The organism is Roseixanthobacter finlandensis (genome assembly GCF_043195105.2).
In the GTDB taxonomy this organism is placed as follows: Bacteria; Pseudomonadota; Alphaproteobacteria; order Rhizobiales; family Xanthobacteraceae; genus NCEH01.
Map to the genome: position 1 here is coordinate 42,829 of NZ_JBAFWO020000001.1, position 22,975 is coordinate 65,803.

18 protein-coding genes are annotated in these 22,975 nt (G+C 61.8%); 5 read left to right on the forward strand and 13 right to left on the reverse strand.

Features of this window, described 5'->3' with window-relative positions:
* Nucleotides 1-6: 6 nt before the first annotated feature.
* The 3 genes from V5G24_RS24945 to V5G24_RS24955 form a co-directional block, all read right to left on the reverse strand.
* Nucleotides 7-450 (reverse strand): DUF411 domain-containing protein, encoded by a 444-nt coding sequence (locus tag V5G24_RS24945; RefSeq protein WP_394085333.1) that lies wholly within the window; start codon nucleotides 448-450, stop codon nucleotides 7-9.
* A gap of 28 nt (nucleotides 451-478) precedes the next feature.
* Nucleotides 479-1,933, reverse strand: a complete 1,455-nt coding sequence (locus V5G24_RS24950; RefSeq protein WP_394085331.1) for a multicopper oxidase family protein — start codon at nucleotides 1,931-1,933, stop codon at nucleotides 479-481.
* Nucleotides 1,934-2,075: 142 nt separating this feature from the next.
* Complete coding sequence (locus V5G24_RS24955; RefSeq protein ID WP_394085330.1) at nucleotides 2,076-2,435, reverse strand: hypothetical protein; 360 nt, start codon at nucleotides 2,433-2,435, stop codon at nucleotides 2,076-2,078.
* Between the two features lie 599 nt (nucleotides 2,436-3,034).
* Here V5G24_RS24955 and V5G24_RS24960 point away from each other — a divergent pair.
* Entirely contained in the window at nucleotides 3,035-3,259 is a 225-nt protein-coding gene (locus tag V5G24_RS24960) for a helix-turn-helix domain-containing protein (protein WP_394085329.1), read from the forward strand.
* Between the two features lie 78 nt (nucleotides 3,260-3,337).
* On the opposite strand, the gene V5G24_RS24965 is transcribed toward V5G24_RS24960, so the two are convergent.
* Entirely contained in the window at nucleotides 3,338-3,823 is a 486-nt protein-coding gene (locus V5G24_RS24965) for a DUF7884 domain-containing protein (RefSeq protein WP_394085328.1), read from the reverse strand.
* A 272-nt stretch (nucleotides 3,824-4,095) separates the two neighbouring features.
* Between V5G24_RS24965 and V5G24_RS24970 the strand changes: the two genes are divergently transcribed.
* Entirely contained in the window at nucleotides 4,096-5,169 is a 1,074-nt protein-coding gene (locus V5G24_RS24970; RefSeq protein ID WP_394015569.1) for an NAD(P)-dependent alcohol dehydrogenase, read from the forward strand.
* Between the two features lie 490 nt (nucleotides 5,170-5,659).
* On the opposite strand, the gene V5G24_RS24975 is transcribed toward V5G24_RS24970, so the two are convergent.
* From V5G24_RS24975 to V5G24_RS24995, 5 genes are all read right to left on the reverse strand, one after another.
* The gene (locus V5G24_RS24975) at nucleotides 5,660-5,884 is read right to left on the reverse strand and encodes a hypothetical protein (RefSeq protein WP_213375315.1); all 225 of its coding nucleotides are present in this window, start codon (nucleotides 5,882-5,884) and stop codon (nucleotides 5,660-5,662) included.
* A gap of 210 nt (nucleotides 5,885-6,094) precedes the next feature.
* Nucleotides 6,095-6,865, reverse strand: a complete 771-nt coding sequence (gene ppk2, locus V5G24_RS24980; protein WP_394015568.1) for a polyphosphate kinase 2 — start codon at nucleotides 6,863-6,865, stop codon at nucleotides 6,095-6,097.
* Between the two features lie 195 nt (nucleotides 6,866-7,060).
* Nucleotides 7,061-8,284, reverse strand: coding sequence for an MFS transporter (locus V5G24_RS24985; protein WP_394085327.1), 1,224 nt, complete (start codon nucleotides 8,282-8,284; stop codon nucleotides 7,061-7,063).
* 35 nt (nucleotides 8,285-8,319) lie between these two features.
* Nucleotides 8,320-10,728, reverse strand: a complete 2,409-nt coding sequence (locus V5G24_RS24990) for a heavy metal translocating P-type ATPase (RefSeq protein ID WP_394085326.1) — start codon at nucleotides 10,726-10,728, stop codon at nucleotides 8,320-8,322.
* A 72-nt stretch (nucleotides 10,729-10,800) separates the two neighbouring features.
* Nucleotides 10,801-11,043, reverse strand: a complete 243-nt coding sequence (locus V5G24_RS24995; RefSeq protein WP_394085325.1) for a hypothetical protein — start codon at nucleotides 11,041-11,043, stop codon at nucleotides 10,801-10,803.
* Between the two features lie 335 nt (nucleotides 11,044-11,378).
* Between V5G24_RS24995 and V5G24_RS25000 the strand changes: the two genes are divergently transcribed.
* From V5G24_RS25000 to V5G24_RS25010, 3 genes are read left to right on the forward strand one after another with little or no spacing between them, the layout of a single operon-like run.
* Entirely contained in the window at nucleotides 11,379-12,377 is a 999-nt protein-coding gene (locus tag V5G24_RS25000; RefSeq protein ID WP_394085324.1) for an HlyD family secretion protein, read from the forward strand.
* The gene (rbbA, locus tag V5G24_RS25005) at nucleotides 12,367-15,153 is read left to right on the forward strand and encodes a ribosome-associated ATPase/putative transporter RbbA (RefSeq protein ID WP_394085323.1); all 2,787 of its coding nucleotides are present in this window, start codon (nucleotides 12,367-12,369) and stop codon (nucleotides 15,151-15,153) included. Before V5G24_RS25000 ends, rbbA begins: the two co-directional genes overlap by 11 nt.
* A gap of 2 nt (nucleotides 15,154-15,155) precedes the next feature.
* A complete protein-coding gene (locus V5G24_RS25010) occupies nucleotides 15,156-16,283 on the forward strand; it encodes an ABC transporter permease (protein ID WP_213375327.1) in 1,128 nt (375 codons plus the stop codon).
* A 179-nt stretch (nucleotides 16,284-16,462) separates the two neighbouring features.
* On the opposite strand, the gene V5G24_RS25015 is transcribed toward V5G24_RS25010, so the two are convergent.
* The 4 genes from V5G24_RS25015 to V5G24_RS25030 all read right to left on the reverse strand — a co-directional run bounded on the left by V5G24_RS25015 (nucleotide 16,463) and on the right by V5G24_RS25030 (nucleotide 22,775).
* A complete protein-coding gene (locus V5G24_RS25015; protein WP_298307262.1) occupies nucleotides 16,463-17,518 on the reverse strand; it encodes a 2-oxoacid:ferredoxin oxidoreductase subunit beta in 1,056 nt (351 codons plus the stop codon).
* On the reverse strand, nucleotides 17,515-19,359 hold the full coding sequence (locus tag V5G24_RS25020) for a 2-oxoacid:acceptor oxidoreductase subunit alpha (protein ID WP_298307265.1): 1,845 nt from the start codon (nucleotides 19,357-19,359) through the stop codon (nucleotides 17,515-17,517). The genes V5G24_RS25015 and V5G24_RS25020 overlap by 4 nt, the downstream gene beginning before the upstream one ends.
* The gene (locus V5G24_RS25025) at nucleotides 19,338-21,128 is read right to left on the reverse strand and encodes an FAD-dependent oxidoreductase (RefSeq protein ID WP_394085322.1); all 1,791 of its coding nucleotides are present in this window, start codon (nucleotides 21,126-21,128) and stop codon (nucleotides 19,338-19,340) included. Before V5G24_RS25025 ends, V5G24_RS25020 begins: the two co-directional genes overlap by 22 nt.
* 84 nt (nucleotides 21,129-21,212) lie before the next feature.
* Nucleotides 21,213-22,775: a DASS family sodium-coupled anion symporter gene (locus tag V5G24_RS25030; protein ID WP_509210865.1), complete on the reverse strand. Its 1,563-nt coding sequence runs from the start codon at nucleotides 22,773-22,775 to the stop codon at nucleotides 21,213-21,215.
* Between the last annotated feature and the right edge of the window lie 200 nt (nucleotides 22,776-22,975).

The following is a 22,975-nucleotide window of genomic DNA, read 5'->3' on the forward strand; positions in this document are numbered from 1 at the left end:
CCCCAGTCATTCCGTCGCGTAGACGGTCGGAGCCTTGCCGTCCTTGGTGAGGGCATAGATCACGAACTGCTCAGTCTTCGTGCCGACCATGCCGGGCGAGCCCATCGGCATGCCCGGCAGGGTGATGCCGGCGATCGCCGGCTTCTCGGCGAGCAGCCTGCGCACAATGTTCACCGGCACATGGCCGTCGACTACGTAGCCGTCGACGAACATCGTGTGACAGCCTTCGAGCTCTGCCGGCACACCGGCCTTGCGGCTGATCTCGGCGAGGTCGTTGGTCGGCTTCACGTCGACCTGAAAGCCGTTCTGGCGCAGATAGTCCGCGTAGCCCTCGCAGCAGCTACACTCAGGGTTCTTATAGAGCATCGCCCGAATGCCGGTGTCCGCAATCGCTGGAAACGGCAGGAGCAGAACGGCTGCGCTGCCGAGGAGAAAAGTTCGTCTTTGCATGGGAGGTCTCCTTTCATAAGGTTCGAATTTAGGCCACGCGCAGCACGGTCATCAGGCCGGCCATCTGGTGGTCCATGACATGGCAATGCAGCATCCAGTCGCCGGGATTGTCGGCGACGAACGCAACGTCGACGGTATCCTTCGGCGCGATCAGGACCGTGTCCTGCCATTGCCGATGCTGCACCGGGGCGCCGTTGCGGCTCAACACCCGGAAACTGTGGCCGTGAAAATGCATCGGATGCCACCAAGCGGTCTCGTTGCGCTGCCTCAGTACGATGCTGCGCCCGCGCTGGAATGTGAGGGCGGGCTCCATGCCGGCATGGCCGTCGCCGGTCATCGACATGCCATTGATGGCCCAGGCAGCACCGCCGCCCATGCCCATCATTCCGCGCATCATTCCTCCACCCATCATTCCGCCCATGCCGACCATACCGCCGCCGCCCATCATGCCGCCCTGGAGCGTCAGTTCGTGGCGCTCGGGATCGGTGAGGTCGGGCTCAGGCAAGGGATTGCGCGCCAGGCTAAGCGGCGCGTCGAGAGGATGCTCGCGGATGGGCGGCTTCTCGTCGTAGACGAGGTGCGTCACCCAATAGGACAGGCCGTCGTAAAAATCGTCGATGACGCGGTAACGGCGCCCTGGCTCACCCTGCATGTCGAGCGCGACGTCAATACGCATGGCCGGGCCGAGAAGGATCCGGCCGCCCGCAGGCTCATGCGGATCGCAGGGCTGGCCGTCAATCGCCACAATCATCGGCCGATGTCCCTCGAAGCCCAGCGCCATGATGCGGGCAAGCGAGCCATTGACGAGGCGGAGACGAATGCGCTCTCCGGCCCGAACCGGCTCCTCGTCTGAAACCCGGCCGTTCAGCGTGACCGTGTTGCCGACCCGGCCGGACATCGCCGCTTCCATCCGATTGCCGAAGGCTGACGCGATCTGGCCCTCCGCTGTCAGCCGCCAGTCGGCGAGGAGCCAGAGAAGATCGCGGTCGACCGTGACAGGCTCGCGTTCTTCGACGATGACGGCGCCCGCAAGCCCCCGGCCGAGTTGCTCGAGGCTATTGGCGTGCGGGTGGTACCAGAAAGTCCCGGCATCGGGCGGCGTGAACTCGTAGACGAAGCTGTCGCCGGGCTTGATCGGCGGCTGCGTCAGGCCGGGCACGCCGTCCATGGCATTCGGTAGCCTTATGCCGTGCCAGTGGACCGTGGTGTCCTGGTCAAGCCGGTTTTCGACAATGATGCGGGCTGGCTCGTCCTGCCGCAGCCGTACGAGAGGACCGGGCACGGTCCCGTCATAGGTCCAGACATCCGTTTCCGGATGACTTGCGCCAGTAAGGCGTGCGCGGGCCGGTCTTGCAGCGATGCGATGCTCGTTGGGCGTGGCTGCTCCTGTCGGCAACGACCGTAATGCTGTGGTCAATAGAAGACCGGCGCCGGCCCCGAGCAGGCTTCTGCGCGATACTGGATAACTGAATTCGATACTCACGTTCGACCCTTCCGTTCATCGTGGATGACGGAACGCATCGGCCTTCGATTGCTGATTACACCCGATGGCCTCAACGCGCGGCAGATGGCGCGCGGACGCGTTCGTTCGTCGGGCTCAATCGCTTAAAGCGGGAGCCGCAGCGTCAACCGATGTCGACGGGTCTGGGAGGGTAAGGTTCAGGAGGCGAGGTTTTGCCGTGAAGCAGCCGGTATCGCGTTATGAATGAGACGGTCTTGTGGACCAACATCACCGGCTCGGCATGCGGGAGCACCGCCAGGACAGGTATTACGCAGACGGCCGTGCAGGAGATGGCCTTCATGCCATCGTCGCCCCCGCCCGCCGGGCAGCCCGGACAGCCGTCGTGCCCGGAACCACCCATGTCGGATGCCATTGCCATCTTCACGGTCATGTCGCTGACCTGAACGGCGGACAGGCTCGTCCCCACGGTGACGAAGACCGCGAGGAATAGAGCAACGAGCTTTCTGGCCGACCAAAGCTTCATGACAGCCTTAAGCATCGTCCTAAACTGTGCCGAAAACAAGCCGAACACGCGGATTGCGACTTTAGGGACGCCGAAACGGGACGACCCCGGCCAGTGGAGCTGGTGGACACCCTCACCGAAAGAATAGGTATTTGATGAGAGCTGCCACGGCGAGCACCAGCACGGCGATGCCAATGACGCCCATGCCCCACATCATCCCTCCGCTCATCATTTCATTCATCATGGCTCCTGCCCCTCGTCAGCTTCCCGGCAGCCGACCGACCGTCAGCGATATTGACCAATCACTCCGGTCAGGCGTCCAGTCGGCGCGGCGAGCCATCTCGGACAAAACTTCGAACTCATCCCCGCCCCGCCCCGCCTCGTTGAAGACGGCTCGTCAACGCTAGATCAGCCTGACTGATACATAATCCGATTTCTATCCCGCTATGTCCGTTGTTACTACGCCCTTCCTCCTCGTCTTTCATTTCTCAGGAGCAGACCTCACTCATAGCCGTGCAACTGCGTGATCAATGGTTCGGGAGCGTTCTCGAGCCTGCACGCGGCCAACGGTTTGCGATGCCTCGGCAGCGCTGCCGCCCGACGAGCGAATGGAGGCATCGATGGATGACAGGAAGTATCTGACGGCTGAGGAAGTCTCGGACCGCTATCGCGGGAGCATCTCGGCTGGGACACTGAGAAATTGGCGCGCCATGAGGATTGGACCGGCCTACATCAAAATCGGAAAAGCAGTTCTATATCCGGTCGAAGAGCTTGAGGCGTGGGATCAAAAGAATATGGTGACGTGTCGTGTGTCAAAGCGACTCATGATTGACGCTAGTGAGTGAGCGTGACCATCACGCAGGAGCACACAAAACCGCTCCCAAACACCGCACCCTTGCTGCCTGGCGGCATGATAATATCTTTTATTTTTCAGTTGGATAGCGTGGTATGAAAGGGTCATCCACAACAAAGCGTCGGACGAGGCGACTCAGGGCTGCACGTGCGCGCCTCACCCCTTGGCCAGTGCTCCAGCCGATGTTTGAAAAGCAGAGATCAAGAAAGCCGTAGATATCCCCGTCGTCCACCAATAATGCGCCATCCATGTAGGCCTCGCCGAGGGCAAGATCTGGATTGAGGAGCAGGCGCGGAATCACAGCTGGATCCACGATACGAATCGTAATTGACGGTGTTCCGTTACCGATGTGATGGACGCCTCCGTTCGGCGCGATCACAGTCAATCTGCCGTCGTGGATGATCTGCCCAAGCAGCCTCCGAAACAGGAGCATTGTCGCATTCGTGCTCATGTTTTTGAGCGACCGAATTGGGCTTGATCGACTCACTTCGCTATCAATCGGTTGGGGCCTCTCAGAAACGGTGGAAGCAGACGAAGGATCGGATTGGATGCTCATCCTTGGGCCCCACGCAGACGACGGCTGTTGAATGCCAATGAACCCCGCGGAGCGGGCGCATTCTTTGATTGGGGTTAAACATCGGTATTCGATGATGGCTTCAATCGATCGCCGATGAGAGCGGCCGCGACGACGGCTCGGGTGCACCGTGGGTTCCAGCAAAAGCGGAAGGCGACATTCACAACGCTCGACTGCTCTTTAACCCCGAGCAATGTTTCGCTTCGGTCGAGCCGAGAGACTATCGATACGTGATCGACACAAGGAGATCTTCAATGGCATTGATGCGAGCAGCCGTTTTTGTCGAACCTGGCCGCATCGTCCTTGATGAAAAGCCGATTCCAGACATTGGTCCGCTTGACGCGCTCATCCGGATTACGACCACGACGATTTGTGGAACCGACGTGCATATTCTCAAAGGTGAGTATCCGGTGGCCAAAGGCCTGACCATCGGTCACGAGCCGGTCGGGGTGATCGAGAAGCTCGGCTCCGCCGTTTCCGGTTTTCACGAGGGGCAGCGCGTCATCGCCGGCGCAATCACGCCGAGCGGTCATAGCAATGCTTGTCTTTGCGGCTATCACTCGCAGGACGGGGCAGGCACCAAGCACGGGTGGAAGCCGGCGGGCGGTTGGAAATTCGGCAACACGATCGATGGCTGTCAGGCCGAGTTCGTGTGCGTTCCTGATGCCATGGTCAATTTGAGTCTCGTACCCGAAGGCTTGACCGACGAACAGGTTCTGATGTGCCCGGACATCATGTCTACAGGCTTCGTCGGCGCGGAGAACGGAGACATTCGCATCGGCGATAGCGTCGTGGTTTTCGCTCAAGGGCCGATCGGCCTTTGTGCCACCGCCGGCGCCAAATTGAGAGGCGCCACGATGATCATCGCCGTCGATGCGATCGCCGAACGAATGGCCGTGTCGCGCATGCTCGGCGCGGACTTCATCATCGATTTCAAGAAAGCTGACCCTGTCGAGGAGATCATGAGGATCACGGACGGGCGCGGGGTTGATGTTGCGATCGAGGCCCTCGGGACGCAGGCAACCTTCGAGGCTGCGCTGCGCGTGCTGCGGCCGGGCGGCACGCTGTCGAGCCTTGGCGTCTACTCGACCGACCTTCGGATCCCGCTTGGGGCCTTCGTTGCTGGGCTAGGAGATCACAAGATCGTCACGGCGCTGTGTCCGGGTGGCAAGGAGCGGATGCGGCGGCTCATGGACGTGATCGCTTCCGGAAGGGTCGATCTGACGCCGCTGATCACCCACCGCTACAAGCTCGACGACATCGAGAATGCCTATGACCTCTTCTCCCATCAGCGTGACGGGGTGTTGAAGGTTGCCATTACTCCGTAGCGCCTGAAGCGCCACTCGTTGCCGATACACTGCTGCGACGAACTACTGGTCCTTAACCAAGCGCTTTTCTAAAACATTCGGAAGCCTCAAGATGTCTCGGGAGGAAAGCAGTTCTTCACCCTTCGATCCCCGGGGTGACACGACACCATCTTCGCCCTGATATCGGTGGTCACCCTTACCGTTCGAAGAGTTGTGGAGCCCAGCTTCAATTTTCGCGGAGAATTTCCGGTTCCGCTTGATCTCAACCACGAAGGGCCGAACCGACTGTTTCATCCGTCCTCTCCAATCTCTCGGCAGGGCTTGCATGCTACGACACCGATGTGACTGGCGTTTGATCTCAGTCAATTCCGTCGCAGCGGCACACTTACCTCAACCAATACATCGTCACTCGAAGGACCGGACTGCCTGGCAAACGCCGGAGTGCCGAACTCGACTTCCCGCCAAGCGGCATTCGGGCCCCCAAGGCCTTTTGAGCGACAGGGGTCGCGCGTCAGCGCGATCCAGACCTATCCCGCGGCCATTCCTGCAACGCAACAATCCAGAGACCCACCAAGTTGGCCAGAGGCACGAGCGCAACGATCGACCAAAGTGGCGAGAATCCAATTCGAGCGAGAATGCGTCCGACGGGGTAAAGCAGCAGCGTGACAAACAAGACGAAAGCGATCCAGTGCCAAGCCGACCAATAGCCAATCATCATATAGGGTTGGTCCATCATTAGAATGTCCTTAGCACTTTTGCTGCGTGAATTCACAACCTGAGATACAAGAATCTGCGAAGGGGCGAGCCCTCCGTCCAGGCTCGTCGCGGCAACACGCAAAGCCAGATACTTCTCGTGTCAACACCACCAATTGACATGTCTCAGCACCCATGCCGACCTAACGTGCGACGATTTCATCGTAAGATGGCAAGTTCTATGCTGGACTAATTACTCCGAGATAAGGCCGTTCGTAACCGCCGCCTTGTCGTACAAGAATACGAGATTGGGGTCGGGGAGGTCGCGAGCGCGGTCCTTACCGTCGAAGTCGAAGCGCGTCAGGAAATCTCGGATGACATTAAGCCGTGCCTCTGACTTGTCGTCCGCGCGCACGACGGTCCAGGGCGCAAATGGCGTGTGCGTACGGGCCAGCATCTCGTTCCGGGCTACACTATAATCGTCCCAGTGCTTTGTCGCTGTATCGTCGATCGGGCTCAGCTTCCACTGCTTGAGCGGATCGTCGCGGCGATCCTTCAGCCGGCGCTTCTGTTCGGTTCGCGAGATATCCAAATAGTATTTGAGGATGGTGACGCCACAATGGGCGAGCAGCTGCTCGAACAGCGGGGCCGTCATGAGGAACTCGTCATATTCCTCGTTGCTGCAGAAGCCCATTACCCGCTCGACCCCGGCGCGATTGTACCAACTGCGGTTGAACAGCACGATCTCCCCGCCTGCCGGCAGATGCGGCACCCAACGTTGGAAATACCAAGACTTCTGGTCTCGGTCGGACGGTTTGCCCAGTGCGACCACCCGCGTCTCGCGCGGGCTGAGATGCTCAACGATTCGCTTGATCGTTCCATCCTTGCCGGAGGCGTCCCGTCCTTCGAAGATCACGAGAACCTTCTTGCTGGATTTGATGAGGTGCTTCTGAAGGCCCGCCAGCTCCACCTGGAGTTCGTGAAGTGCTTGTCTGGTGGCTTCGTGTTTTTCTTTCTTGCCCATCTGGAATTCCTGTCATGAAGTTTGTTGCATTCCGAAGTATCGTCGGTTGCAATTCAACGGTACGAAAGCGCAGCCGCCTGCCAACCTAGACAGGCGTTCACCGGGGGCCGATCCTACTCAGTCGGATATCTTCGGCTTGCCAATTCGTAACTCCCATTCTCTCGCTGAATCGCGATCTAAAGGCGCCGAAATCCATCAGTGCGCCGTTTCAAGAGCGGCGGGAGAGTTAACCCGTGCCAGGAGGCCCGGGATACCAAGACTTGCGACGACGCCTCCCAGCACCACGAGGGCCGTTAGCGTGAAGGGCGCGTTTGGCACGAAGGAAACCCCAAACAGCAGACCGCCAGCGGCCGATCCTGCCGCTTGGCCGAGACTTGCGGCCGCAGTCTGCCGACCCAATTCCGCTCCTTGCCTTTCCCCCGCACTGAGCGAAATCCAGTACGTCGCGATGGGGGAGAGGATACCAGCGCTGGCCGCGATCGCGGCTACGACGATGGCCGTAGGCACGGTCGCTGCGGCGAATGGCACGGCGGCGACGCTCACTGCCAAGACAACAAGGGCGGGCGCGAGGAACCAGCGTGTGGTCTCCGGCTTGACGAGCGGCGAGAAGACGATCGTTTGAGCGACCAACATGACGAGGCTGCACACACTGAACATGAGCCCGATCTGGTAGGTACTCATGTCGAGAACTTGCATTCCGCGAAGCGACAGGCCGACTTCGAAGGCACCCACAGCCGCGGCGGTTACGAACGAAATGACAAGGAGGCGTGGAAGGGCGGCACGGCCCTCAGGCCCACTTGCAACTCCCTCCTGATTTACGCCGCGCTCCATGGCGTCAGGCACAAAGAACCATACTGCCAGCGCCACCAGAAGCGAAAAGCCCGATGTCGTTAAATAGGGTGAAAGGGAAATTGCAGCCTCGCCCGAGCCTGGAAGGAGTTCGCGGGCGACAACCACGGTGAAGCTTCCCAGCATCGGCCCGACCAGGAAGCCGATGGCACCGGCAATGTTGAGCAGAGCAAAGCGGCGCGCGCGCCATTCCTTGGTCCGAGCATAGTCGCCGACAAGGGCATAGGCTGCGGGCACAATGGAAGCCGCGAACAACCCGTTCAGGAAGCGGCCGAGATAGAGCAGAGGGAGGCCATCGGCGAGCGCAAACAGTGCCAGGGTCAAGGAGAACCCCATCAGTCCCGCGAGCAGCACGGGGCGGCTACCATGCCGATCCGCAAGGCGGCCCCATAGTGGTGCGAACAAAAACAGCGCGAGGGTGTAGGTTCCGGTCAGTATGCCGGTATGCCGCGATAGGACAGTAGGATCCGTCGTTCCTGCTATCCGTTGAATCGCAAGCGGAAGTATCGGCAGAAGGAACCCGTAACCCACGGTAATCGTGAACATTGCCAGAAGCAATGAGATCATCATCCACCATCGCAATGGTTGGAAAGAACTTGCCGCGATCACGCCGCCGCCTCGACTGCGGTTTCCGTTGAACCACTTTGGACTCTGCTGCCGCGCGTGATGCCGGCCAGCCGTGTGCGCTTGAGCATCAGGGCGTTGATCGCCACCAGAGCCGAGCTGCCCGACATGGCGAGAGCGGCGATTTCGGGGCTCAGCAGCATTGGGTAGAGCACGCCCGCTGCGAGCGGGAAGGCGATGACATTGTAGGCCACGGCCCACCACAGGTTCTGGTGCATCTTGCGCAGGGTTGCGCGGGAGAGCTCGATGGCGCCGACGATGTCGTACGGATCGCTCTTCATCAGCACGACGTCGGCGCTCTCGATGGCGACGTCCGTCCCCGCACCGATGGCGAACCCCACATCGGCCTGGGTGAGTGCCGGAGCGTCGTTGACGCCGTCGCCGACCATCCCGACCTTGTGGCCTTGTGCCTGCAGTTCCTGAATCTTCGCCGCCTTCTGGCCCGGCAGTACATCCGCCAGCACCATATCAATGCCGAGAGTTGCGGCGATTCGCTTCGCCGTGCCGGCGTTGTCGCCGGTCAGCATGGCGACTTGGACGCCACGCTCGCGCAGCTTGGCTACGGTCGCCTGGGCGGTCGGGCGCGGTGCGTCGGCGATCGCGACGATGCCGAGAAGGCGGCCGCCACGGGCGACATGAACCACGGTTCGGCCGGCGCCCTTCAACTGCTCCGCCGCATCGGCGAGTTCGTCAAGGCCGATCTTTTCCTCGTCCATGAGCCGACGGTTGCCGAGAAACGTCGTCTGACCCTCGATCTCGGCGCGGGCGCCTTTCCCCTCGAGATTGAGGAAGGACTGCGCGTCCGGCACAGTGAGCCCTTCAGCGCGTTCGATGATCGCCAGCGCGAGCGGATGATCCGAACCGTGCTCGACCGCGGCCGCGATGCGCAGCACCTCATCGGGCGACGCCTGGCCTGCCGCGATCACGTCGACCACGCGCGGCTGACCCATGGTCAGCGTGCCGGTCTTGTCGAAAACGATGACGTCGAGCTTGGTCGCATCCTCCAGCGCGGACGCGTTCTTGAACAGGATGCCGTTCATCGCGCCGAGCCCGGTTCCCACCATCACCGCCATCGGCGTGGCGAGCCCCAGCGCATCGGGACAGGCGATGACAAAGACGGTGATGGTCAGCGTCAGCGCGAAGAGGAGGGTCTGACCGATCCAGAAATACCAGACCGCGAAGGTGACGAGACCGATCAGGATCGCCGCGAGCACAAGCCATTGCGAGGCCCGATCGGCGAGAAGCTGCGCCGGCGCCTTGGAATTCTGCGCTTCCTGGACGAGCTTGACGATTTGGGCGAGGGCCGTGTCGGCACCCACCTTCGTCGCCTTGTAGCGCAAGCTGCCACTCTTGTTGATGGTGGCTCCGATGACCATGTCGCCCGGCTTCTTCGAGACCGGCATCGACTCGCCCGTCAACATCGATTCATCGACGTCGGAGCGACCTTCGAAAACCTCGCCGTCCACAGGGATTTTGTTGCCGGGACGCAGAATGACCGTATCGCCCAGTAGGACCTCGGCGGTCGGGATCTCGATCTCGGCACCGCTCCTGAGCACCGTGGCCTTGGGCGGCGCGAGGTCCATGAGCTGACGGATTGCCTCCGACGCGCCAGCTCGTGCCCGCATCTCAAGCCAGTGTCCGAGCAGAATGAACACCAACAGAACGGCAACAGCCTCGTAGAACTGCTGGCCTTTGAAGAAAAAGGTCGAGCCGACGCTGAACAGGTAGCCCGTGCCGACACTGAGCAGCACCAATACCGCCATGTTGAGCACGCCGTTGCGCAGCGCGCGGATCGCCGCGACGACGAAGGGCCAACTCGGATAGAGGATCGCGGCGCTCGCGAGAACGAAAAGGAGGATCTCGCGATCGAGGCCGAATGGCGGATCGATGCGCAGGAAATCCATGCCCATCGGCTGCAGCAGAAATATCGGCACGGAGAAAATCAACGCGACCCAGAACCGGTTGCGCATGTCCCGGACCATGCCCTGCATGTCCATTCCCGCGCCATGACCCATCTCATGGGCCATGGCATCGTGCGAGATCGGCATCGCCTTACCCGGCGTCCCAGAGGCAGGATGCGCCCCGTGGCCCGCGTGACCGGCGCCATGACGATGCGGCGCCGCCGGATGCGCCGGCGGCACGGTCGTCTCGTTTGGCACGCATTGGTGCCTCGGAACCACCTCGCCGCGGCAATGGAAGCCGCAGGCGATCACCTCGGCCTGGATGGTCTCCAGGCTGGTACGTGTCTCGTCGAAGCCGACCGTAGCCGTGCCGGACGCGAAGTTGACGGCGGCGGAGGTGACACCGGGCAATCGACGCAGGCGCTTCTCGACCACGAGCGGATCGAGCACATCGAAGAATTGCTCCACGTCAATTGTTGTGGTCGTCACAACCGGCGTCTCCTGTCGAAATCGGAGCGGATGCCCACCACGAACCACCCGCCTTTTTCACGGATCGCGCTGTCAACTGCCGCCGCAGGAGCCGGTCTTCTTCGGGTGATGACCAGCACTGGAGACTGACTTGTCCAGTTCGCCAGCGGGCGCGACCGTGTCGGGCGCCGCAGCATTTTCGTGATTGCCGCAGGAGCCATGAGCATTCGCTTTCTCCGCGGCCTCTGCGCCGGCATGGCCATCGCAGCAGGAAGAGGCATTTGGGACCGAATGCTCGGAGGTCGTCTTGGTCTGGTCGGCAGACGTGGTGCTCATTCCGGTGACTCCTGCTTGCGGGCACGACGATAGATGGCGCCATTGCGGGCGCTGTCGCCCCATGCCGCACCCGCACTCTCATTTCCTGATTTTCAAACTTAGGCGATGGCCCGGTCAGCCATCTTTAATCTCGATTAAGGATCGGCATCCTTGGGTCGCGCATCGCTCCCGGAGCTGACGACCCCTTCAGACTCAGTGTTCCGCTTGTCTCATTTGGCGGCATTTCGAATTGCATCGCTGCGATACGCCGAAGGGGGTCAATCGCGCATCCAGAAACCGCTCTCCCCAGGGTTGGCTGAAGTCGTTTCCACGATGGCGCCGACTACTCGCCTAACATGGATGAGAATGTGCGTATTGCTCCGATCATTGCCGTCGTCATCCTCGCGGCCGCCGGGGCTGCCGGCTATGCCTATTGGTGGAGGCAACAGGCGACCCGCGTCCCCGCGGGACTGGCCCGGGCAAATGGCCGGATCGAAGTCGAACGCGTCGACATCGCTACCAAGTACGCGGGCCGCCTCGCCGAAGTGCGCGTCAACGAGGGCGCCGATGTTCAGAAGGATGGCATCCTCGCCCGCATCGACACGACCGAAATTCTTGCGCAACTCGCGGCAGCCAGAGCTGCCGTGCACCGCAGCCACCAGGGTGTGGCCATCGCCGAGTCCAATGTGGCTCTCCGCTCGGCAGAGTTGAAGCTTGCCGAAGTCGAGCTCCGGCGCATCGTCGAACTGATGCGCACGAATACGGCGACGCAAGCGGAACTTGATCGCCGCACGGCGCAAAGGGATATTTCAAAGGCCTCGCTGGATAGCGCGAAAGTCGCCATCGAGGACGCTAAGGCGGCCGTCGAGGCGGCTGAGGCCCAGGTCAGCCAGATCGAAGCCGCAATTGCGGACATGACGCTGAAAGCGCCGGTATCGGGTCGCGTCGAGTATCGTCTTGCACAGGCCGGGGAGGTCGTAGCTGTCGGCGGGCGGGTACTCACCCTTCTCGACCTTTCCGACGTCCACATGACGATCTTCCTGCCGACGAGCCAGGTCGGCAGCGTCGAACTCGGGTCGGATGCCCGTATCATGCTGGATGGTACGCCCGGCTACGTCGTTCCCGCAACAGTCGCCTTCGTTGCCTCGGAAGCGCAGTTCACGCCGAAATATGTCGAGACCGCGAACGAGCGCGAGAAGCTGATGTACCGCGTCAAGCTGCACATCGATCCGAAGCTCATCGAGACCTATCGCGCTTACGTCAAAGCCGGCATGACCGGCAACGCCTACGTCAAGGTCCAGGCCGGAGCGGCGTGGCCGACGAATCTGACGCCGAGGCTTCCGGATGTCCGCTGATGCCGAGCCGGCCGTTCGAGTCGATTCGGTCCATCACCGCTACGGTGACACCGTTGCGATTGACGGCGTCAGCCTATCGATCGCCTCCGGATCGACGGCGGCCTTCATCGGCCCCGATGGCGTCGGAAAGTCGACTCTCCTTGGCCTGATCGCCGGCGTCAAGCGCATCCAGTCCGGAACCGTGACGGCCCTCTCCGGCAACATGGCATCGAGCTCTCACCGTGACATCGTCGCGCCGCGCATCGCCTATATGCCGCAAGGCCTCGGCCGCAACCTCTATCCGACGCTCTCGGTGGTCGAGAACATCGATTTCTTCGGGCGCCTCTATGGCCAGAGCGAGAACGAACGTCGCTCACGCATCGCGGGCCTGCTGACCGCCACGGGGCTCGACCCATTCCCGGACCGCCTCGCCGGCAAGCTCTCGGGCGGGATGAAGCAGAAGCTCGGCCTGTGCTGCGCGCTGATCCACGATCCGGACCTCTTGATCCTCGACGAGCCGACGACCGGCGTCGATCCCCTGTCACGGCGTCAGTTCTGGGAGTTGATCGAACGGATCCGTGCTGAGCGCCCCGGCATGACACTTCTGGTGGCGACCGCCTATATGGAGGAGGCCGCGCGTTTCGACCACATCATAGCGATCGACGAGGGCAAGGTCATCGCCGCCGGCGACATGGCGGGGCTACTTGATCGGACCGCGACGCGTACGCTGGAGGAGGCCTATGTCGCGCTACAGCGCCCCGAACGGCGCGGCGATCAGGCGGCATTGGCAATCCCGCCGCTGCTGGAGAGCGGCGGGCCTCCGGCGATCGTCGCAGAGGCCCTGACCATGCGCTTCGGCGATTTCACCGCCGTCGATCATGTCAGTTTCCGCATCCGGCGCGGCGAGATTTTTGGGTTTCTCGGGTCGAACGGCTGCGGCAAGACGACGACGATGAAGATGCTCACTGGACTGCTGCCGGCGAGCGAAGGGCGAGCTGAGCTGCTGGGGAAACCGATCGACGCCCGTGATATCGCAACAAGAATGCGCATCGGCTACATGTCGCAAGCGTTCTCGCTCTATGAAGAGATCTCCGTCCGCGCGAATCTGGAGCTGCACGGACGTCTCTTCCGCATTCCCTCGGGCGAACTCAGGCTGCGCGTCGCCGCGGCGCTTACCCGTTTCGACCTCGACGCCGTTGCCGACGCCTCGCCGGCGTCGCTCCCGCTCGGGATGCGTCAGCGGCTCCAGCTTGCCGCCGCCTGTTTGCATCGGCCTGAAATATTGATCCTTGACGAGCCCACATCCGGCGTCGATCCGGCAGCGCGCGACAGGTTCTGGCGCCTCCTCGTCGAGATGTCGCGCCGCGACGGTGTAACGATCTTCATATCGACCCACTTCATGAACGAGGCCGAGCGGTGCGACCGCGTATCCTTGATGCATGCGGGCCGTGTCTTGTCCGTCGGCAGCCCGGAGGAGCTTCGCGTCGCTCGTGGCACCACGACTCTCGAGGGCGCTTTCGTTGCCTATCTGGAGGAGGCGTCAGCGCCGCCTGCGTCCAAAGTGATGAAGGAAGCGCCTTCATTGGCGGCTGCCCCAAAGCCGATCGGTGCCCCGGATAATGTCCAAAAGGGAACATCGTCGGTATCCCAATCATCGCATAGGTCGTCGTCGGCTTCTTTGCGCCGAGTCTGGGCCTTTGCCCGGCGAGAGGCTGTGGAAGTCCTCCGGGATCGCATTCGGCTCGCCTTTGCGCTCCTCGGCCCGCTCGTACTTATGGTCGGGTTCGGCTACGGCATTTCGTTCGACATCGAGAATCTCCATTATGCGGTTCTTGATCGCGATCAGTCCTACGAGAGCCGGCTATTCCTGGAGCAGTTTTCGCAATCCCGTTATTTTGTCGAACAAACGCGGCTGGACGACGAATTTGAGATTGATCGGCGTCTCCGATCCGGCGAGCTGCGGTTTGCCGTCGATATTCCGCCCGGCTTCGGTCGCGACCTTCTGCAGGATCGCCAGCCGCAAGTGAGCTTCTGGCTCGACGGTGGCGCGACGTTCCCTGCAGAGACGGCACGGGCCTATATCCAGGGCGCTGTTCTAACCTATGCCGCGGATCGCTACCGCCAGCTGCACGGCCGCGCTCCACAGGTCCTCCCGATCAATGTGGAACCCCGGTTTCGCTACAATCAGGATTTCCGCAGCGTTTTCGCGATCACGCCCGGCGCGATCATGCTTCTCCTGATCCTCATCCCCGCGATGCTGACAGCCGTTGGTGTCGTGCGTGAAAAGGAGATGGGGTCCATCACCAATGTGTATGCCTCGCCCGCGACCGTGGGCGAATATCTTATCGGCAAGCAATTGCCCTATATTGCGATTGGGTTTGTCAGCTTCGCCAGTCTCGTGCTCTTGGCCGGCGCGCTCTTTGGAGTTGTGGCCAAAGGGTCTCTCATCGGCCTTTCTCTCGCAGCGCTCATGTACGTGTTCGCGGCAACGGCCTTTGGACTACTGATATCCGCGTTCGTCTCGACGCAAGTCGCGGCGATCTTCGCGACGGCCGTTCTAACCGTAATCCCCACGGCGCACTATTCGGGGTTCCTCTATCCGGCCTCGACGTTGGAAGGCTTGGCGCGCGCGATGGGGGTCGGCTTTCCGGCATTCTGGTTTCAGACCGTGAGCCTAGGCGTCTTCGCGAAAGGGCTCGATGCCGATGCGTTCGTGCGCGAAATCGCCGTGCTGTTCGGCTTCGGGGTCGTCTTTCTCCTGCTGGCGCGCCTCGCCGTCCGCAAGCAAGGTTCGTAGCGATGCGCCAATGGATCCTCAACGTACTTTATCTGGGTTTCAAAGAGATCGCGAGCGTCCTGCGTGACGTGGCGATGGTCGGGCTGATCATCTACGTTTTTACAGTTGCCGTTTATTCTATGGCCACTGGTCTCAAGACCGAAGTGAACAATGCCAGCGTCGCTGTCGTCGACGCCGACCGTTCGACACTGTCGTCTCGCATCAAGGATGCGCTGCAGCCGCCTTACTTCAGCCCAGCGCGCGACATCGACCGTTCCGAAGTCGACGAGCTGTTGGACAAAGGGTCATATACGTTTGTCCTGGAGATACCCCCCCGCCTCGAAGCGGACCTCCTCGCAAATCGTGGCCCCTCGATTCAAATCAACGTCGACGCGACGGCCGTGAGCCAAGCCGCTGTGGGAACGGCCTATATCCAGGAAATCATCGCCCGCGAGGCGGCAAACTTTCTGCATCAGCACGGCACGAGCGAAGTCGTTCCCATCGAGCCGGTCATCCGCGCCTTGTTCAACCAGAACCTTGAGGCGATCCGCTTCAATGCGAGCATGGACATCATCATGAACGTAACGATGCTCGGGATCATTCTCGTCGGGGCAGCCGTCATGCGCGAACGAGAACACGGCACCATTGAACATTTGCTGGTGATGCCGGTCCGGCCGAGTGAGATTGCCGCAGCGAAGATCTGGGCGAACGGTCTGATCATTCTCCTGGCAGCCGGCTTTTCTTTGCACGTTGTCATAGAGTTCGTGCTGCAGATACCGATCATCGGCTCTGTCGAGCTTTTCCTGGCTGGAACCGCCATCTATCTCTTCGCGGTGACGTCGCTCGGTATTTTGCTCGCGACGATCGCGAACTCGATGCCGCAGTTCGCGCTGCTGGCGATCCCGGTGTTCGTCGTCATGTTCCTGCTGTCAGGCACGTTCACGCCGTTTGAGAGCATGCCTCCGATCCTGCAGGACATCATGTATGCGGTGCCCTCGACGCACTTTGTGAGATTTGCGCAGTCGATCTTGTATCGAGGTGCGGGACTCGATGTCGTCTGGAAGGATTTGATGGTCATGACCGCATTGGGGGCGGTGTTCCTTGCCGCCGCTCTCTCACGATTCAGGTCGATGCTCGTACGACAGTCGTAAGGTGCTGTTCGTGAGTGGTCGAGACCTGCCTCTTCCACCGAATAGCCGGCAACTGTTCGCGCAATCCGCGGAGCGTGGCGCTCGCGGTCGTCCATTGATACTTCCTCGCCCGCCCATCGCCAGTGCCATGGCGCCGTTTCAGTTACGATAAACTCAGAAACATCGTCGAGAGGCGACATTCAGCCAAGGCTTGCATTGATTTCCTCCAATCGTGCCATGCCTGGGCACAGTTCCTTTTGCGACAGCGCATTGAGGGGCGTATCTGTCGTGTTGAGATCGGCGTGCAATTCATCCTTGTCGCTTGCAACATAGAGCAGGCCCGTCACGATCTCGGACTTGGCCTCGTGTTCGAGCAGAAAGTCTATTGCGGCGCGGCGATCGTGCACGCTGTATTCGGCGTTCAGCTTTCTCAGCCGGAGCCAGGACCCGTCGTGCTGTTGAACCAATTCGAGCTTGCCGGGCTCGTAGTCGACCGTGATCGGCGTGCGCCCGACGATCACGTCTATCCGATTGACCGCAATGTTGTGCTCGCGGACATAGTCATAACTCTTGGTGGAGCCCTCGTGGTTGTTGAAGGCGACGCAGGGCGAGATGACGTCGACAAAGGCCGCGCCTTCGTGCTCGATCGCGCCCTTGATGAGCGAGACGAGCTGCGCCTTGTCGCCGGAGAACGAGCGGGCGACGTAGCTTGCGCCGAGCTGGAGTGCCAGGGCGGTAAGATCGATGGGCTTGTCGATGTTGACGACACCCTGCTTGGACGTCGATCCATCATCGGCGGTTGCGGAGAACTGGCCCTTGGTCAGGCCATAGACGCCGTTGTTCTCGACGATATAGACCATGTTGACGCCGCGGCGCAGCGCATGCGCGAACTGGCCAAGGCCGATCGAGGCGCTGTCTCCATCGCCTGACACGCCGAGATAGATGAGGTCGCGATTGGCAAGGCTGGCCCCGGTCAGGACCGACGGCATGCGCCCGTGCACGGAGTTGAAGCCGTGGGAATTTCCCAGAAAATAGGTCGGCGTCTTCGAGGAGCAGCCGATGCCCGAGATCTTGGCCACTCGGTGCGGTGCGATCGATAGCTCGAAGCATGCCTCGACGATCGCAGCAGTGATGGAATCGTGGCCGCATCCCGCGCACAGCGTGGAAATCGCCCCCTCATAGTCGCGTCGCGTATAGCCGAGCGTGTTTTCCGGCAGTGCGGGGTGATGGAATTTTGGCTTGGCGAGATAACTCATGCGACTGCCCTTTCGCTCTGCTTCGCGGCTTCGCCGAGACGGGCGGCGATGGCGGCCGCGATGAATCGGGCGGTGATCGGCGTTCCGTCGAAATGCAGCACCGGCGTCAGCTTCGCAGGATTGACGCCGCATTCCGTGATGATCAGCGTGCGAAGCTGGGCGTCGCGGTTCTGCTCGACCACGAACACCGCCTCATGTGTGCGCAGGAAAGCGTCGACATCGCGGTTGAAGGGAAACGCCCTGACCCGCATCCGGTCGAGAGCATGGCCATCAGCCACCAACAGATCGACTGCCTCGTCCATGGCAGGAGATGTCGAGCCGAAATAGATCACCCCGTAGCGCGAAGGGGTGCTGGCCAGGGTGATGACGGGGCCGGGAACGAGATCCTTTGCTGTCTCGAACTTCTTTAGCAGCCGTTCCATGTTGTCGACATAGGGGCCGCCCTCTTCAGTATAGCGTGCATAGCGGTCCCGGGTCGTGCCGCGGGTAAAGAAGGAGCCCTTGCGCGGATGGGTGCCAGGGTAGGTACGATAGGGAATGCCGTCGCCGTCGACGTCGAGATAACGGCCGAAGTCCTTGCCGGCGTCGAGATCGGCTGCGGTCATCACCTTGCCGCGGTCGTAGACCCGGTCGTCGTCCCAGCGCAGCGGCGCACAGAGCCGATGGTTCATGCCGATGTCGAGATCGAGCATGAGCAGGACCGGCGTCTGCAGCCGGTCGGCGAGATCGAAGGAGAGGGCGCTGAACTCGAAAGCCTCTGCCGGCCCCTCCGGGAAGAGCAGGACATGCTTGGTGTCGCCGTGCGAGGCATAAGCCGCGAGCAGGATGTCGGACTGCTGCGTGCGCGTCGGCATGCCCGTCGAGGGGCCGCCGCGCTGCACATCCATGATCACGGCCGGGATCTCGGCGAAATAGGCTAGCCCGAGAAACTCCTGCATCAGCGAGATGCCGGGTCCGGAGGTCGGCGCGAAGGCCCGCGCGCCGTTCCAGGCGGCGCCGATCACCATGCCACTGGAAGCGAGCTCGTCCTCTGTCTGGATGATGGCGTAGCGCTTCTTTCCGGTCTCGGGATCGATCCGGAAGCGCGCGCAATAGGCGGAGAAGGCGTCGGCGATCGAGGTCGAGGGCGTGATCGGATACCACGCGCAGACCGTAGCGCCGCCGAACACCGCGCCGAGCGCCGTCGCGGAATTGCCGTCGATGAAGATGCGCCCGCCGACGGCGTCCGCGCGCCGAACGCGCAGGCCGATCGGACAGGGGAGATTTTCGATCGCCCAGTCACGGCCGAGATGGAAGGCCCGGACGTTGGCCTCGATGAGGCGCTCCTTGCCCGCGAATTGCCGGCCGATAAGCGTGTCGATCTCACCGGTGTCCATCTCGAGCACCGCGGCGAGAACACCAATATACATGATGTTCTTGAAGAGCTGCCGTTCCCGCGGGTCGTTGTATTCCTTGTTGCAGATTGCGCCCAGCGGAGCGCCGAGGACGGTTATATCCTCGCGGAACTGGGATTTCTGAACGGGACGCGTCGAATCGTAGATCAGGTATCCACCCGGTTCGAGCCCGGCCTGGTCCTTGGCGAAGGTCTGGGGGTTCATCGCCACCACGAGATCGGTTCCGCCGCGTGCGCCCAGATAGCCGGCCTCGCAGACGCGGACCTCGTACCAGGTCGGAAGGCCCTGGATGTTCGATGGGAATATGTTGCGCGCCGCGACCGGCACGCCCATTCGCAGCACCGCCCGCGCGAACAGCTCGTTGGCGCTTGCGGACCCCGATCCATTGGTGTTGGCAAAGCGGACGACGAAGTCGTTGACGCGGCTTATCGCGAGCGTGTCGGGCATGTGTCACCTGCATGGGTCATGTCGATGAAGTATTTCTGCATGCTCCAGGCGCCGGTCGGGCAGCGCTCGGCGCACAATCCGCAATGCAGGCAAAGGTCCTCGTCCTTCACCATGACGCGTCCGGTCTTCAACCCGTCCGCGACATAGAGATCCTGGAGCGGGTTCAGCGCGGGCACCCGTAGCCGCAGGCGCAGCTCCTGCTCCTCGCCGTTCTCGGTGAAGGTGATGCAGTCCATCGGGCAGATGTCGACGCAGGAATCGCATTCGATGCAGGACGGCCCGCTGAACACCGTTTCGACATCGCAGTTGAGGCAGCGATCTGCCTCGGCGAGCGCCAGGGCCGGGTCATAGCCGAGTTCCACCTCCGTGCGGATGTCCTTCAGCGCGGTCTTGTTATCGCGCGAGGGCACCGGAAAGCGGTGGTCGAGCGTGACCTCGCTGTCATAGGCCCACTCGTGGATGCCCAGCTTTTCGCTCTCGATCTGCACATGGGGTAACAGGCGTTCGCCGATGTCCTCGCCTGACAGCAGGCGGTGGATCGACAGCGCTGCGTCGTGGCCGTGGGCGACGGCGCTGATGATGTTTTTCGGGCCCCGCGCCGCGTCGCCCCCGAAGAACACCTTGGGGTGGGTCGAGGCGAAGGTCGTTTCCGCCACGACCGGCATGTCCCATTTGTCGAAGTCGATTCCGATATCGCGTTCGATCCATGGAAAGGCGTTCTGCTGACCGATTGCGATTACGACCTCGTCGCAGTCGATCTGCCGCGGCGGCTCGCCCGTCGGTACGAACGTGGAGCGGCCGTTTTCGGTGACGGTCGTGACTGGTTCGACCAGCAGGCCCGTCAGGCGACCGCCCTCGACGATGAAGGCTTTGGGCGCGAGATCGGCCGAGATGGTGATCCCCTCGTGGAGGAGCGCTTCCTTCTCCCAGCTTGCCGCCGGCATGTCGTCGAAGCCCTCGCGGACGATGACGCTGACCTCCTCGCCGCCGAGGCGCCGGGCAGAGCGGCCGCAATCCATGGCGGTGTTGCCGCCGCCGATCACGACGACACGCCGGCCTGTGCTTGTCACATGCCCGAACGACACTGACGCCAGCCAGTCGAGTCCGATGTGGACGCTGCCTGCCGCTTCTTTCCGGCCGGGGATGTCAAGGTCTCGGGCGCGGGGGGCGCCGGAGCCGATGAACACGGCATCATAACCCTCCGAAAGCAGCGCCTTAAGGCTGTCGATGCGCTTGCCGGAATGAAAGGTGACGCCGAGATCGAGGATATAGCCGCATTCCTCGTCGATCACGGAATCAGGCAGCCGGAATTTCGGGATCTGGCTGCGTATCATGCCGCCGGCCTTGGGGTTGCCGTCGAACACGGTGCAGTCATATCCGAGCGGCGCAAGATCGCGCGCGACCGTCAGCGAGGCGGGACCTGCGCCCACCAGCGCGACGCGCTTGCCGTTCGTGTGGGCAGTCGGCCCGGGGAGGCGGTCGCGGATGTCGTCCTTGAAATCGGCCGCGACCCGCTTGAGCCGGCAGATCGCCACCGGCGCCTCCTCGACCCGGCCGCGCCGGCAGGCCGGCTCGCAGGGCCGGTCGCAGGTGCGCCCGAGGATTCCCGGAAAGACGTTCGATCTCCAGTTGATCATGTATGCGTCGGTATAGCGGCCCTGCGCGATCAGACGGATGTACTCGGGAACCGGCGTATGCGCCGGACAGGCCCACTGACAGTCCACGACTTTGTGAAAATAGTCAGGTGCGGAAATGTCCGTCAGTTTCATCTCATCATCTCCTGCATCCGGGGTGCCTTCACGCGCGACGTCAAAGGTCTGCCGCCAAGACTGGGAGCAGGGTGCTGCCGGATCTTAGACATATCCGATCCATTTCCAGTAAGTTGCGCCAAGCAGCATGACGAGCGCGAAGGCGATCACTGTGAGCACGAGGCCGGTGCGCACGAAGTCCTTCGCCTCGAAGGTCTCGGTTCCGTATGCCACCATGTTCTGCGGCGCGTTCACCACGAGGATGAAGCCGAAGCTGACGACGAACTGCAGCAGTATGGTCATGCCGATGATGTTGATGCCGGGGGTCGATACGCTCTGCAGCACGGCGATGACGATGGGGATCATCGCAGAGGCGAGTGCCGTCGCGCTGGCGAAGCCGAGATGGATCACGATAAGGAACAGGCTGAGCACGGCGAGGATGAAGAGAGAGGTTCCGCCGGCGAGCCCGAACCGCTCCACCACGATGCCGGCGAGCCAGACCGCGCCGCCCGTCTGGAGAAGCGCGGTGCCGAGGCTGATGCCGATACCGAACAGGATGACCGTGCCCCACGGGATCCGCGGCTGCGCCTCTTTCCACGTCATGATGCCGATGCCGGGCACAAACATCAGCGCTACCGCGGCGACCGTCGTCGACGAGGTGTCGAACGGATGCAGGACCCCTTCCGTCGACCAGAAGGCGAGCAGGGTGAGCGACAGGGTGAGCAGCTTCTTTTCTGCCGTCTTCATGGGGCCGAGCTCGGCGAGCGATTTGCGGATCGCCGCCCGTCCGCCCGGGACTTCATCGACCTCTGGCTTCATCATCCGCGTCATGACGAAATAAAGCACCACCGTCATGATAACGGCGAAGGGCGCAGCGGCGACGAACCATTCCAGCCAGGTAACGGTGTAGTTCAGGGTTCGCTCGATGAAGCCGACGGCCACCATGTTTTGGGCGGCTGCCGTTTTGATGCCGATATTCCAAATGCTGGCGGTGTTCACCGTGGTGATCATCAGCATGCCGGCGAAGGCGCCGTTCTTGTTCACGCCGAACGCCGCGATGATGCCGAGCATGATGGGAACGATGCTGGCCACGCGGGCCGTGGTGGATGGCACGAGAAAAGCCATGACGATGCCCACGATGATCGCGCCGATGACGACGTCGCGGCTCCGGGTGCCGGTGCGCGAGAGGATGACGAGGGCAATGCGCTTGTCGAGCCCGGTGATCGTCATCGCGGCGGCGAGGAACAGCGCCGCCGCGACCAGAACGAGCGCAGTATTGGCGAAGCCGCCAAAGGCCAGGCCGAGCCCTCTGCTGGTGCCCATCAGCACGTCAGGATTCGTCTGAGAGGGGGACAGCCCCAGCAGGAACGCCATCAGGGCAGCGATGATCAGGGCCGAGACGGCGTAATCGACCGCTTCCGTCATCCACACGATCACGGCGAAGGCCAGCACCGCCAGCATGCGCTGGCCCGCGACGGGCAGCCCCTCCGGGGTCGGGAGCATGATGACGATGATAAGCGCCGCAAGACCCGTAAGCAGGCCCCAATGCGAGCGGAGCCAAGATGGCTCCTGAGGCGCGCGGCCAGACTGGGACCTCGAACCTTGCTCTGAAGGGGCGGCGATATTGCGATCTGTCGTTCCGGACACGATGTCGAAATCCCCTTGCATTGCCAGCGCAAACACTGGCCGGGGGGAACACCGGAAACCTTAATCGATATCAAAGAATCTACTGATCGCGGCATTCGACCGTTTGGACGTTGTACGAACAGCGGACTGAAACACTTTCTCGGGGCGGGCTGTTTTGAAGATGAAAAAGGGGAATCGTGAGCCTGTTGATCAACGGTATTGCTGGCTCTGTTGTTCGCGAC